The sequence below is a fragment of the Parapedobacter defluvii genome (assembly GCF_014642075.1).
Classification (GTDB): Bacteria; Bacteroidota; Bacteroidia; order Sphingobacteriales; family Sphingobacteriaceae; genus Parapedobacter; species Parapedobacter defluvii.
In genome coordinates this window covers 15,233-28,346 of the sequence record NZ_BMIK01000011.1, presented here as the reverse complement: position 1 = coordinate 28,346, position 13,114 = coordinate 15,233, and the positions used below count along the sequence as shown (strand labels likewise).

Annotated in this window: 11 protein-coding genes and 1 pseudogene; 5 read left to right on the top strand and 7 right to left on the bottom strand. The window is 52.9% G+C overall.

Annotation, left to right across the window (positions count from 1 at the left end; all coding sequences use genetic code 11):
• The first annotated feature begins 68 nt into the window (after positions 1–68).
• Positions 69–1,052 carry an NHL repeat-containing protein gene (locus IEX60_RS15335; RefSeq protein ID WP_188752167.1) on the top strand — a complete coding sequence of 328 codons (984 nt, stop codon included), beginning with the start codon at positions 69–71 and terminating at the stop codon, positions 1,050–1,052.
• A gap of 104 nt (positions 1,053–1,156) precedes the next feature.
• Complete coding sequence (locus IEX60_RS15330; protein WP_188752165.1) at positions 1,157–2,590, top strand: hypothetical protein; 1,434 nt, start codon at positions 1,157–1,159, stop codon at positions 2,588–2,590.
• A 58-nt stretch (positions 2,591–2,648) separates the two neighbouring features.
• Here IEX60_RS15330 and IEX60_RS25155 read toward each other — a convergent pair.
• The 5 genes and pseudogenes from IEX60_RS25155 to IEX60_RS15310 all read right to left on the bottom strand — a co-directional run.
• A pseudogene (locus tag IEX60_RS25155) lies at positions 2,649–2,795 on the bottom strand (hypothetical protein); the annotation flags it as partial.
• 15 nt (positions 2,796–2,810) lie between these two features.
• Positions 2,811–3,047, bottom strand: a complete 237-nt coding sequence (locus tag IEX60_RS15325) for a VOC family protein (protein WP_188752163.1) — start codon at positions 3,045–3,047, stop codon at positions 2,811–2,813.
• A 13-nt stretch (positions 3,048–3,060) separates the two neighbouring features.
• Positions 3,061–3,453, bottom strand: coding sequence for an NAD(P)H-dependent oxidoreductase (locus IEX60_RS15320; protein WP_229717589.1), 393 nt, complete (start codon positions 3,451–3,453; stop codon positions 3,061–3,063).
• A gap of 328 nt (positions 3,454–3,781) precedes the next feature.
• Positions 3,782–5,143 (bottom strand): FecR domain-containing protein, encoded by a 1,362-nt coding sequence (locus IEX60_RS15315; RefSeq protein WP_188752161.1) that lies wholly within the window; start codon positions 5,141–5,143, stop codon positions 3,782–3,784.
• Positions 5,143–5,742, bottom strand: a complete 600-nt coding sequence (locus IEX60_RS15310; protein WP_188752159.1) for an RNA polymerase sigma factor — start codon at positions 5,740–5,742, stop codon at positions 5,143–5,145. The genes IEX60_RS15315 and IEX60_RS15310 overlap by 1 nt, the downstream gene beginning before the upstream one ends.
• Positions 5,743–5,966: 224 nt before the next feature.
• On the opposite strand from IEX60_RS15310, the gene IEX60_RS15305 reads away from it, so the two are divergent.
• The 3 genes from IEX60_RS15305 (at position 5,967) to IEX60_RS15295 (ending at position 8,459) form a co-directional block, all read left to right on the top strand.
• Positions 5,967–7,097, top strand: a complete 1,131-nt coding sequence (locus IEX60_RS15305; protein ID WP_188752158.1) for a hypothetical protein — start codon at positions 5,967–5,969, stop codon at positions 7,095–7,097.
• 227 nt (positions 7,098–7,324) lie between these two features.
• Positions 7,325–7,909 (top strand): MauE/DoxX family redox-associated membrane protein, encoded by a 585-nt coding sequence (locus tag IEX60_RS15300; protein ID WP_188752156.1) that lies wholly within the window; start codon positions 7,325–7,327, stop codon positions 7,907–7,909.
• Positions 7,910–8,075: 166 nt separating this feature from the next.
• On the top strand, positions 8,076–8,459 hold the full coding sequence (locus tag IEX60_RS15295; protein ID WP_188752154.1) for a hypothetical protein: 384 nt from the start codon (positions 8,076–8,078) through the stop codon (positions 8,457–8,459).
• 62 nt (positions 8,460–8,521) lie between these two features.
• On the opposite strand, the gene IEX60_RS15290 is transcribed toward IEX60_RS15295, so the two are convergent.
• A complete protein-coding gene (locus IEX60_RS15290) occupies positions 8,522–9,898 on the bottom strand; it encodes a RagB/SusD family nutrient uptake outer membrane protein (RefSeq protein ID WP_188752152.1) in 1,377 nt (458 codons plus the stop codon).
• 17 nt (positions 9,899–9,915) lie between these two features.
• On the bottom strand, positions 9,916–13,110 hold the full coding sequence (locus IEX60_RS15285) for a SusC/RagA family TonB-linked outer membrane protein (RefSeq protein WP_188752150.1): 3,195 nt from the start codon (positions 13,108–13,110) through the stop codon (positions 9,916–9,918).
• Positions 13,111–13,114: the final 4 nt, after the last annotated feature.

Sequence of the window (13,114 nt, the reverse complement as noted above, 5' to 3'; positions counted from 1 at the left end):
AACCAGCAGAAGACAGCACGATCAAGCAAGTCGTTGCGATGAATCCTTATCTCTCTCCCGAACGTCCGATGTTTAGCGAGATGTACCATTTGCAATCTGCGCCGGACGGCAGCCTGGTGCTTGCAGGCTCTGCCGGACTGGATGCGGAGGGTGGTGTTAAGGGTATAGGCTGGTGGAAGATTTCGCCCGATGGCGCGATTACCTCGCTGGTGTCACGCCCTATTGGCAGCCCAAATCCCGGTGTGCATCCAAGCGACGAATTCAGCATAGCTCCGGACGGCTCGCTGCTCACCATTTTTACAGAAGAAATCAATACCAACAGAGTAGGGACGAAAGTAGTTCGCATCTTTCCAGACGGGCGCATGCAGACGGTTGCCGAAGGCTTGGAGCATCCCGGTATGCCGGTGCAAGACCCCTCTGGCAACATTTGGGTAAGCAACAAGAAATTCGAAGAACTACTCCGCATTTCGCCAGACGGCGCCATTTTCACTGTCATCAGCGCTGAGCGTAGCTGGAGCAACAAGGCATTAGACCCAAAGGAGCGTATTACGCTCGAACATATTGCGTGGGATCCGGTACACAACGAACTGGTAGCCGGCGGAGGGTTCATTACCGCCAAGCCGCACGACTTGCATAGCAGTGTATGGCGCATTCGTCCCGACGGGCAAGCCCGTCGCATTTATTATAATGTGAAGGGAGGACGCAGCCCCGTAGGGCAGAATACGGATGCCATCTGGTCGCTCACAGTGGACGCAAAGGGCAGGATTGTGGCGACCACCATCATAATGGACGACCAGGCAACGAGGCAAATCACCCGTTTGGACGAGAAGGCCGCAAAACTCACAGTGCTGACTGGACAGTCCTTCGGCAAGTGGGGCACCCCTTACCGCGCCGGTCACGAGGAAGCACCCCACGACGGAACCGCCGCATACGCCAATTTCCGCAAGGCGAAAAACATCTGTTACGCTCCGGACGGCACCCTGTTCGTTCTGGACGAGCATCAGGTGCGCCGCTTGGACACCGACGGCACGGTACGGACCTGGGCATATTGATATCAACGGCATAGAATTTCATAACGATGACAACTTTCAAAACAATCAAAAGCAATTTAGGGGCTGGCTGCGCTAACCACTGCTTCGAACAGCGCAACTTAGGAATGATCATAGTATTCGTTGCATCGCTGGGACTGTTACTCATCTCATGCAACAAAGACGCCGACCATCCTGCACCGCCGGATTTCTCCAACCTCACACCCGCCGTTACGCCCAAGGGCGAAGTCATTGCGGGTGGCATTAGCATAAGCCAGTCCGTAGGCACAGGCGGCGGTACGGTGCAGTCGCCCGGCGGAGAGATCAAGGTTGAAATTCCCGCAGGTGCATTGACCGGCACGCAGACCATCGGTATTCAGGAAATCACCAACACCGCGCCGCTCGGTGCCGGCAAGAGTTTTCGGCTAACGCCCGAAGGCATCACCTTTGCGAAGCCCGTGAAGATTACGACAAAATACGACAACATCCCCGCAATGTTCGCATGGATTGTAACGCAGCAAGCCGACGGCACGTGGTTGGGCGATACGCGTGCCGTTGCCGACGAAGCGGCGGGAACCGTCACCGTGGAAACTATCCATTTCAGTGATTGGGCAAACGGCAGGGTGATGGATTTGCGGATGGCTCCTGAAAGTGCCGTGGTGGGCGTGAAACAAACGCGGCAAATAGCCGTTACCGGTTTTTTGAAGCCTGCCGCCGGCGGCGATGACGATGAACTGGTGCCGCTCACCCCCATACACCCGAAAGAGGAGGAGGAACTCGCCCCCATACCTTCTATGGAGCAGCTGCTGCAAATAGACCGGTACAGTGCCATGCGTGTAACCCGCTGGTCGCTGGATGGTGCCACCGCGCCCACGCAGGGCAATAAGGGCAGCCTGCAATCGCAGAATCTGGGAGCCACCTATACCGCTCCTGCACAAGTACCCAGTCCTAATAACCCCGTGCAAGTAGCCGCCACCATAGAAGCCGAAAGACCCGGCGGCGGAAGCACCAACGCCATTCTCTTTTCCAACATAACAATTGTGGACGGCTATTTTATGAAAATAACGTTTGACGGCAATGCGTACATGTTTGACCAGACCAATGCTACAGTGGCCTTTACTCCAGGTGACGATGAAAAATTGTTGTTGCAGGCTGTCGGCGGCATAGACTTCATGTTATCCCTTAAAATTATGGGTGAGGCTCTTGATTTTAGTAGGCATCCCAGGACCTACATAAAAGGAGATGAATCTTCTTCCCTTCCCTATACTGTGGAACTCGTAACAAACGGAATGAGCATGAACCATTACAATATAAAATATACTGGGATTCCCTATTTGGGAAATTGCATTCCCGACGCCGATAGCGAGACATTTGTTCCTGTAACCTTGGCCATCAGCCGAACTGAAACCATGGCCGTTCCCGGTGCCGGCACATTATATGATGTTCAGGGCAGCTTTTCAGTAGACGTATTTTATTACGACCCAGAAGACGTTCCCTGCGGACCTGCACCGTCACATACACTTACGGGCGAGTTTTATTTACAGGGAATGGATATACCGTGATATAACCGACTGAACCGTGATTTATCAAGGCGATGGACCAACATGGCCATGCCGTCGATCAATTACACAACGGTGATGCTCCCTGATCGTCCGCGATTGACCCACAGGGCGGGCATCGCACCTCCCACAAATGGCCGTCAACATCCCGGAAGTAACCTGCATAACCGCCATAAAACGTCTGTTGCGGCGGTTTGACGATGGCAGCTCCGGCTTTTGCCGCCTAGTCCATCACTTGATCCACTTCCGTCTTACTCTTCACGTTATGGCCAATGGTAAACGCACCGGGCGTGCCGCCGCCTACAGGCAGACCGGTGTCCGCGGCTATGCTAGTCCAAGGCCATAAGGCCAATTGCAAGCCATCCTGCAACCGAAAGAACGCTACAGCACCATTTTCGTACTCGGTACCGATAATACCCTCTGTTGCTAAGCCGAGATGGGTACACTTCGTTCTATCCAATCCTTTTCGCTATTCAGTTCAATGCCATAATAAGCAAAAACGGCCTATAATCGGCTTTTACATATTCAAAAGTCAGTTCGAAGGGTCGGGTTAATTCAGCCAACGTGTATTTGTACTTGGCTTCCGAGCGGCACTCGTGTTCATCGATCCCAACGGAAAGGGCTAATACAATTTTTTTCCCCGCAACCTTGTACCCACTATTGCTACTGTAAGCCCATCCATAGGTAAGCACCTCATCCAGCCATTGTTTGAAGAGCGGCGGACAATTGAACCAGTAAAACGGAAACTGAAACACAACTTTGTCGTATTGTTCAATCAGCTTTTGTTCTGCCGCCACATCGATTTTCCCATCGGGGTAAAGCTGATGCAAGAGGCGGACTTTGTATTTTTCAGGATGTTTACCCAACTCGTCAACCTATCTTTTATTGATGACCGAATTCGCCATGTCGGGATGGATAACCATGATCAATGTCTTCATCTGTCAGTAAGATTGTGTGTTGCAAAAGTAAGGCGCAAAAGTTAGTTGTGTATGTCAGCAACCCATTGTAGGGTACGCTTCCCACATGACAGCGGATCCATTTATCGTATTAGGCCTCGGCTTTTGGCTCTTCTTGTTAATCCCAGGTGTAACCCGGCGATCACCGCAGAAAGCGTATCATGGCACAAAATACCGCACGACAGACGGGGTAAACAATGGCTGAAATCGGGGATTTTCGGAGTGTTCAGTGCTTGGTTCAATGCCGCTTTTCATCTTGGTTACTTAGCACCGCCGCCAGCAAATCACGGCCATGCAACACGTCCATCAAGTCCAGCGAATCATCGATCCCAACCGGATATCGAATCCGGCCGGGGTCAAACTCCGGACCGCAGAAACTGATCATGCCATTACTCTCGTACATGATTAACCCAGCCTTCCGGATGTAGCCATAGATTTTATCTACCGGATCCTTGAAATGTATCGAAGCCGTAATGGTCTTTTCTTCGGGGATGCAGTTTACGCTCTTCACCCCCAGGTTATATGTCCGGTTCATCTCCTGGACAAAAGCCCTGAGCGGGACATTCCGGTAATTCCTCTCCCGGGTGGTCCATGCCACTGCCTGCCACGGGTCCGTACGTGTAACTTCAGAGAGTGTCATGTTGATGTTTCCCTGGGCATCCGTGCAACAGCGGTCGTATGTAACCTGATCGCCCATATTAGTGAGGATACGGTGTCCGTCATCGATCGGGAATTGCCCCTCTACCCTCCCATCCAGCAGCACCACCCGGGTATCCGTCCGGCTGGCCAGCACGGTAAATTCGCCCTCCTGCGTAGCCAGCGATCCATTGGGGGTATGGAGCAACACCGTCCGCGGATGTTGATCCGCATGTTCGCGTACCCGGATTAATGCCCGGCCCGTCACGCTGATTTCCGTATTCGGAGCACCCCGTTTTTCCATCGGAAACGACAAGCTGGATCCGGCATCCAACCGTATCAAACTCCCATCCGGAAGCCACACCGCACACTGCTGCTGCGCACCGGTGACCACCCGGATGTCTGGCTGGTGACCTGCCGAAATAGCGAATTGCGATGGCAACTGAACCAACTCGAGTTCGCCATTGTCGCGGCGGTGCAACTCTTTGTCTCCAAAACGGCCCAAGCGCCCGCTGCTCTCCTTGCCCACTGCCGTGATGGAATTGTCCCAGTAAACCGTACAGGCAAATTCGGATGAGGGAATCCGGCTGCCGGCCACCACCAATTTTTCGTAGGCAGATGGCACCGTCCGCTCACTCCACCAATCGTTGACGGCCCATGCAGCCCAAGCGATCAACCACACCACCGCAATACCCGCACATACCCGCATACCTCCGGTAAGTAACTGACGGATATACTGCTTCCGCTCTTCCCGGATAATAGCGCGTGCATCGATGTTTTGCTGCCCCAATACACCCATCGGGCCTTCTGCCGCCATTTCCTCCAACACATCCATCTCCATCTCCAGCAGTTCATTTTCTTCGTAGATCATCCGGGCAGATTTGAGTATGGCGGCATCCTGTGCACTCAACTTCCTTTCCAGCCCCCGCCGGATGATCTTCTTGATATTTGTCGGATTGTACATTATTTGCAACCCTCCTTCCTGCTTTTTCCACTTCCAAGCATCTTTTTCAATTGCTGCTTGGCGAGGCCTACATGGTTTTTAACGGTCTGCTCGCTCAGCTTCCGTATCCGCGCAATTCCCGCGATGCTCAGCTCATCGAATATCCTCATCGTAAAGGCGACTCTTCGTTTGACGGGCAGATTTGCAATGGCCCCCTGGATTTTTTGTACCATCCGCTCATAACGCTCCTCATCAAAATCAGGATGGTTTTCCGGGATCTCCTGGTAATCACTGTTTGTGAAATCCACATATACCTCCCTTCCTTTCATCTTTTGGATGGCATCGCTCATCTTGAAGCTCAGTACCTTCAACAGCCATGCCCGCGGGCTTTCCACAGATGCCAGCTTCCGCCGTTTTCTCCACACATCGATGAATACGTCGTTCACTATACGGCCAATTAAGTCCTCGTCATAGGGAATTGTCAATCTTAGTTTCGTTGCCAACGGCTTTTCGTAACGTCTGATGATTTCTTTGAGCAATCGTTCCATATCCCTTTGTTTCCGGGTTTCGGCAAGAAACTCGAACAATTGCTTATCGGTATAGGTGTCATATGGATCCATGCCGGAAAAAAAATCATACGCTTATTGGTACTTTTTGCCTGCCCGCGGCGACTATACTTATGTATAATAGGGCTGAGCGGCCATTAGTTAGTTAGGCTAAGGTAACGATATGAAATAAACAAACCAAGAAAAAATTAAAATAAATACCTGATTAAAAGCAAGTTGTGATAACATCACACTGAGTAATCCGTATTGCCCTGCCCCAGATACTAAAGCAGACCATTATGATTAGACAGTTACTTTCCATTAAACAGCAAATTGATATACTTTTGAACGATTCGGATCCCACGGACTCTGAAACGAAATGGCAACACTTCGACCAGCAACTAACCCGTATTGAAACCGAGGTGTACACGGTATTCAAAAACAATCCCGATCGCGTAGCCGTATGGGATGCCCAAAACTTCCATGCCGATCTGGTGCAGCTCATTGATCAACATACGCCACCAAGCCCCGATGAGCCGCTTATACCGATGCTCGTGCGGCTTCTTGAAACCCTGCAATTCTGCGAGCAGAAATTCCAGGTCCCCATAAACCTGAAGACATCCGTGCCACTGGTGTACGAACGGCAACTCAACGACGAACTTCTCAGGCAGGAACGCATCATCGTACCCGCGTTGGTCGAAAAGCAGGTCAACCCTGTGCTCATCGATAAAATCACACACGGCTTTCACCTGATCCGGAGCCAGCCTACTGGCACCCTGAATTATGCCACTTATCGATACTTACAGCAATTTCTGCCCGTCCTTACTGAGCTGAGCCAAAGTACGCTCCCGAAAGATTGGAACCTGCGCCTCTTCCGGTTCTTCATCCAGTACAATTACAACCACATGGGCGTGTACAATTGGTGGGAGCGCACAACGGTGCAAGCTTTGCATGGTAGAGGCTCCATCGATGCCCTCGAACTGATCTACCAGTTCATCAACGATATCGAACACATCGACCAGCAAACCGAGTTGGGATACCAGACGTGGCGCAAGCCGCTGAAAGCGCAGCTATTGGCTTATTTGGAGCGACGGAAGGAACTGCTTACAGACAGAAAGCTGCTTGAAGAGGTACAAGAAGCTAGCACATTGATCGTCAATATTCCCCCGGATGAACAAAATGTGCATTTCAATCTGGATTTTGAAGCGGGCGTGTATGCCGCCTATGGTAGTAAAAAGGAAGCATCTGAAGCGTATACCGCAGTTATCCGTGGCCCGGAAGGTGTAAAGCTTTCGGCACATTCGCTCCGAAAGTCAGACAATGCTAAGTATTACAGCGCAGCCGACCGTGTCGAAGAAAGACTCAGTGACAAAAGGGAAGCGCTTGTCAAGTTGTTCAGGCTGTTGCTTTCCAGTTGTCGCGGAAAGTAACGTTTTTTCGAAATCTTCAACTTTTTGGGGGGCGGTGAATCCGCCCCCTTAGTTCGCCCAAAACTGGCCCTTCATGCGTCGCCGAGCCCACACCCCTAAATTCCTACCGCCCCCTAGCCTATTTCCGCGCCCTGTTAAGGCTGCTGGCCCGCCCCCCAAGCGGGGTCTTCCCTATCCTATCTTCGAAAGAAAATAGCACAAAGGCAGTTCAAAAAGGAAGACAAAAGATGAAAACGAAATCCATCATAGCAGGTATAATCAGGTTGACTCTCCTGGCGTTGTGGTCTCCGGTAGCCGTAGAGAAGCTGTGGGATCTTTCGGGGTTCCACAGCACCCTGCGGCGTCAGCCGATTCCGGAGTGGAGTACGGATATCCTATTCTGGTTGCTGCCATTGGCCGAGCTGGGTGCCGCCGCGCTGATTGCCTGGCCCCGTAGCAGGAAACGCACACATCAGGGCATGTGGTTATCTGCCATCTTGATGCTGTCCTTCACCCTGTTCATCGGTTTCGGTGTGCTCGGCTGGTATGAAAAGCGCCCCTGCGGGTGCGGATCGGTCATCAGCGGCCTATCCTGGGACGATCACTTGTGGTTCAATGCGATTTTCTTCTTATTGGCGGTCCTTGGCATATGGCTTACTTGTCCGGCACTCCCTGGCAGCCGTCGGCGGAAATATCAGAAGGCAGTGCAAATATTCCGGCAAGCGGACACAGCGAACGATATTGCCGGGCACTTTATTGTCAAACGATGTCTGCTTGCTTTCGCTAAGCGTTTCCCTCGCAAGTTCGCCCTGTTCAGGCGCAGGGCCTTGTAAAAACTCATCCTGTCTGTTGGCATATGCCGAAGGTATATGCGGAGGCACGTGACCGGAATCTCCACGTCAGTGACCGGACAAGTGTAATGGCTTTGAAAAGCCACAAGTTAAACAAAACCTTTTTTTGGGGTGCTTTTTTTCCAAATGCGAAAGAAAAGTCCATTGTATGATTACAGAAACAACAAATTTTATTAAACAGTACTTTTTCATGTTGGCTTTAGTAGCTACGTTTATCGGGTTTTCGGCGTTTAAGTTTGCCGAGCGGTTTGCTGCTCCGGATGATGGATGGTACGAGGTAACCCCTTCTCCTACGGATCCCGAAAATCCTGCCTTGCAGAGTATCGGAAACCTCATTCCTGCTCCCCCTGCCGAGGATTCCACGTCTTGTGCGCAATTTGATAACGAAGGTCATAATTGCGCTATCGAATTGTCATTCGACAGGAGCGATCCAAACAATCAGCCGGAAAAACCGGCTACGGTACAGGAAGCCGAGAGTGATATGCTGGTCAGCATATTAGGCGAGGCTAGGCAACCGGAAGAGGAGAATTAGTTCCCGAATTCGGCCAAACAAAGAGGAGCGGGAGGAAAGCATATGTTTTCCTCCCGCTTCCGTTATCGGTCGTTCTGCGGGATATCGGCCAAATCCACCTCATTGTCCGGTATCGGCCAGACCCACCGTGGAGAACCGGGTGGCAGCTCATAGCGCGTGGCCATCACCTCCCTCACCACCGAAGTTGCATATTCAGGTTCCTTGTTCAACCGCCGGAGGTCTTCCCACCGCAGGCCGCGCAATACCAACTCCCTGTGTCTTTCATCCAGGATTATCCGTAACAACTGGCCCCTGTCCCCGGTGGATACCGGACTGAACAACGACGCATCGTAGCGATGTTCCAGCAAGGTATTCAGATAGTTCCGGGCATCCGGTATGTTCCCATTGCGAACCTGGCATTCCGCCGCTATCAGATACATTTCGTCCGTAGCCAATCCGGTAAAAAATGAGGTACCCCCCTGATAGGAGCCCTTGAACACCTGCCTCCCGCCTCCAATGTCCCGGAAATATCCGGACAATCGATGGTCTCCCGGCGCATACATATCCAGTAGCACTGAATCCGCATGAAACCGGCTGTTGCTCGTAATTGTACCGCTTGCCGCAAAACAAAAGAACAGCACTTCGGGATTCGACGCGCCGTAGTCGGACACGAACAACTGGTTTGTCGTCAAATCCAGTCTATTAAAGTCGACCAATTCGTCCCTCAGCGACAGGCACATCCCTGCATATTCGCCCGCCTGCGCGTAATCTCCCATATTGAGCAGGGCACGTGCAAGCAATGCGCAGGCCGCCGGGCGGGAGGGCTGCATCTTGTTTAAAGACTCCACGGGCAGCAGCTCCGCCGCTTCTTTAAGGTCCTGAACAATCTGACTATAGGTTGCTTCGACCGTACCGCGGCCCACACTACGTGTCACGTCCGTTTGCAGCCGCAGCGGAATCCCCATGTCTTCGGATGCCGTCGCGGGATCATAGGGTTTACAAAATAATTGAGCCAGCTGGTAGTGATTCCACGCCCGGAAGAAAAGCGCGCTGCCCCTCACCTTATCCCACGCTTCCTGTTCGGCGGGTGAGGGCTGAATGTTATCCGTACCCTCCAGCACCATATTGGCTAACAGTATCCGGTAATACGCCGCGTTCCAGTCGTCCACTTCCTTTCCCTCATATACGTCGTCCGCCCATATGTAACCGTTTTTCTCATAGGGATCTGAAAGTGCCCGCCAATGGTTGTCGGCAACGTAATATTCATCCGCACCGACTATACCCAACCTGTGGGAAGAACTGCTATTCATTTCCCGCCAGTTGTCCAGTATGCCCTGGAAATCGGATATCTCCGCAGGCACTGCCTGGCTTTTGCTGCGCTTTACCTCGAGGAATTCCTTACCGCATGCGCCCAGTGCAAGGCATGCGATTAATGCGATTAACGTTTTTATATCGTTCATGTCATTTGGTATTTAGGTTAAAAATCAAGTTGCATCCCCATCGCAAATGTCCGGGGTGCGGTGTACTCCGCCAGCTGATAATCCGGATCAATGCCGTTGCCGTTTGCCCGCCACAGGATACCGAGGTTATGCGTGTAGGCATAGACGCGGATGTATTCCACGGGAAGCGTCTTGAACCGGTTCCGGGCAAACGTGTAGGACAGGCGGATGTCCTGCAAGCGGATGTGATCCCCCTTCGTTATCAACGCCGCCGAATACATGTACGACTGGCTCCGGTATGCCTGCACCGTTTCTGCCCGGGCAGGCACATCCGTGTGTGCCTCATCGCCCGGCTTTTCCCAGCGCCTGAAATAATCCATGTGATAAACATTAAAGTATTCCTCGCCCGGCGTGATCGAACTGCGCCGGAACACATAGCCCGCTTTCCAGTTGATATTGAAGCTCAATTGCAGGTCATTCCATGAAAATGTGTTCATCAGCGAACCATAGTACGGTGGTATCCGCACGCCTGCGATGAGGAGGTCTTCCTTGCGGAAATTGCGGATGTAGTCGGTATACTCCATGCCGATTTCGCCATCTACTTCCACAAGCGGCATTCCCGTTTCGTGGTCAAGCCCAATCCAAGGATACGTATACACGACGTCCCTGGATTGTCCCGCGCTTGGCGGCGGACTCGAAAAATACAGGCTTATTGTCGATACCTCCGGTGTATTGAAATTCGTTATCCGATTCCTCACCTGGCTGAACAGCGCCGTTGTTTCCCAACTGAATGCGCCTGTAAAATTCCGGCCCGTCAGTTGCACATCCCATCCCTGCGTCCGTAGATTAGCGTAATTTATATCGTTAGACAGGTTGGTTGCCCATAGACTGACACCCGTTGATGGGGGCAGGTAATCCTCCCCAATCAGGTCGCTCGCATATTTGTTGTAATACTCCACACTGCCCTGTATCCGGCGGTTGAACAACCCGAAATCCACCGCCGCATTTACCGTGTTTACCTGCTCCCACCGCAGCGACGGGTTACCTATATTGCGCACCCGTGCAAAGGGTAGCCCGGTGGTACCATCAGAGGCATAATTTATCGTGGGGAGTACACTCACCTGCTTATTCACATTCCCCGCACTGCCGTAGGTAGCCCGAAGCCGCAGATACGGCAGCCAGTCGCCAACGCTGTAGAATGCCTCCTTACTTGCCTCCCAGCTTCCGCCGATGGACCACAGCGGTACCCCTTTCTGGTTGGTCTTTACCCCAAAGAGATTACTTCCATCCCAGCGCAGGCTACCGGAAAGGGTATAGCGATCGCAATACGTATACGACGCATTGCCGAAATACGAGAGGAACCGATCGGTTACATGGCCCATGGATACCGAAGGCGCACTGAGCTGTGCACTGCCGGTGGGGTTCGTGGGATACGACTGCGAGTAATTGAAGTTGGCCGTACCGGTGAGCAGGTCGCGGTCATAGTTGTATATCCGGAACCCGGGGCTTGTCTGTCCGACACTCTGCCGGATTTCCCCGCCTGCCAACGCTGTGATGCGGTGCAAGCCGAATTCACGGTTGTAGTTGAGCTGCAAACGGCCCGAGTGGATGTTGGTCAGCCCGTTAAGCCCACCCTCCAGCATGCCGCCGTAAGGCACAATCTGTGCGCCGTCCACCTGCGTGAAGCGGTTCACCAGGTTACGCACGTAGTAGGTCTCCGGCCCGTAGTACGTCTCACTTGTACCCGTTGGCCGCACGTACTGATAGGTAGCCTGTACGCTAAAGCTGTTCAGAAAGCTGTACCGCACGCTGGCGTTGAGGCGGTATTCCGTATCGTGGCTACCGCGGTCGGTATGGGCCAGCTCGTCGAGCGGGCGGAAATGCCAGTCAAGCAAACCGAGTTCCGCCGCTTCGTCGTAATAGGCCAGCCGCCTTTCGTAAGGGATTGGTAACGCATTGCCCTGATCGTCGGCCAACCGCGCATAGGTGCTCACGGTCTGTCCCGAGCCCGGAGCAAGATCAGAGAGGCCGATGCCGTTATTTGCCGTCTGCCGCTGGGTGTACCAAACCCCGGTGGTTACCTCCAGCCCTTTCAGCGGCCGGAAGGTATTCTGCAGGTTGATGTTGAGTCGTTCGGCGCTGTTGCCCACGAGGATGCCGTTGTTTCTGTCATAGCCTGCAGCGAGGTAATAGCGGTAATTATCGCCGCCACCACTGATGTTGAGTGCATATTGCTGGTGGCGCTCACCCCGGTACAGATAGCGGAGCGCCTCGTCTCGGATATCCGTTTGCCTCATCTGGGCTTCCTCTTTTGCAAAATCCGCCTGGCTGATCAGTCCGTCGCGTTGTTTGATGAGCAACTCCGCGTAGGCGGGAATGACCGTCTGCGGCTGCTCGGCATAGTTACCGCGTTCAAATAGTTCCCTTTCAATTTCCATTACAGTAGCACCGGGCAGCCGGTTCGGGTTATAGTAGAGGTCCGGCTTTTCTCCCATCGTGAAGTTGCTGTTGACCGAAATGCGGGCCTTTTGGTTATACCGCCCCTGTTTGGTGGTGATCACGATCACGCCGTTACCCGCACGTGCTCCCCAGATACTTGCAGCCGCCGCATCCCGCAGTACGGTGATGCTTTCCACGTCGTTAGGGTTTATCGTTGAAATGTCAAGCTCATATGGAAAATTGTCCACCACAATCAGCGGCGTCTCGTCCGATTCAATGGTGGCTACCCCGCGTATGCGGATGTCCGACGGCGAAGTACCGCCCGCGTTGACAAACTGCACGCCCGGCGCGATACCTTCCAGCCGCTGCAGGATATCCGGCCCTACGCTCCGGTTGAGCAGTTCGTTATCCACGTGGGTGAAGGAACCCGTAGCCCGTTCCCTAGGCACTTCGTAATATCCGGTGTTGATGACCACCTCTTCAAGCGTGGATGCGTCGTGGATAAGCCTGATATCCATCTCACCGGCGGATTGACTTGCAATGTATACCGTGTCTTTGGATACGTAGCCCACGTAGGTAACGCGGAGTGTATCGATGGGCACGGCTACCGCTATCGTGAAGCGCCCTGAATGATCCGATATGGTGGAAGCACCGCGTACCGTTGAGCGCACGCTTGCTCCCACCAATGGCGATCCGTCGGCAGCCGAGACTACGGTACCCCGAAGTGTCTGTTGGCCCATCGCGCCACTTGCCGCGATGGAAATTGCGAATAAAGTGATAAGGATTAATTTCATTTTT

What these genes read in the sequence shown, in the direction of transcription:
- IEX60_RS15290 (WP_188752152.1), bottom strand. Translation starts at nt 9,898, where the DNA reads ATGAACGATATAAAAACGTTAATCGCATTAATCGCATGCCTTGCACTG.
- IEX60_RS15330 (WP_188752165.1), top strand. Translation starts at nt 1,157, where the DNA reads ATGATCATAGTATTCGTTGCATCGCTGGGACTGTTACTCATCTCATGC.
- IEX60_RS15285 (WP_188752150.1), bottom strand. Translation starts at nt 13,110, where the DNA reads ATGAAATTAATCCTTATCACTTTATTCGCAATTTCCATCGCGGCAAGT.
- IEX60_RS15305 (WP_188752158.1), top strand. Translation starts at nt 5,967, where the DNA reads ATGATTAGACAGTTACTTTCCATTAAACAGCAAATTGATATACTTTTG.
- IEX60_RS15310 (WP_188752159.1), bottom strand. Translation starts at nt 5,742, where the DNA reads ATGGATCCATATGACACCTATACCGATAAGCAATTGTTCGAGTTTCTT.
- IEX60_RS15315 (WP_188752161.1), bottom strand. Translation starts at nt 5,143, where the DNA reads ATGTACAATCCGACAAATATCAAGAAGATCATCCGGCGGGGGCTGGAA.
- IEX60_RS15300 (WP_188752156.1), top strand. Translation starts at nt 7,325, where the DNA reads ATGAAAACGAAATCCATCATAGCAGGTATAATCAGGTTGACTCTCCTG.
- IEX60_RS15335 (WP_188752167.1), top strand. Translation starts at nt 69, where the DNA reads ATGTTTAGCGAGATGTACCATTTGCAATCTGCGCCGGACGGCAGCCTG.
- IEX60_RS15295 (WP_188752154.1), top strand. Translation starts at nt 8,076, where the DNA reads ATGATTACAGAAACAACAAATTTTATTAAACAGTACTTTTTCATGTTG.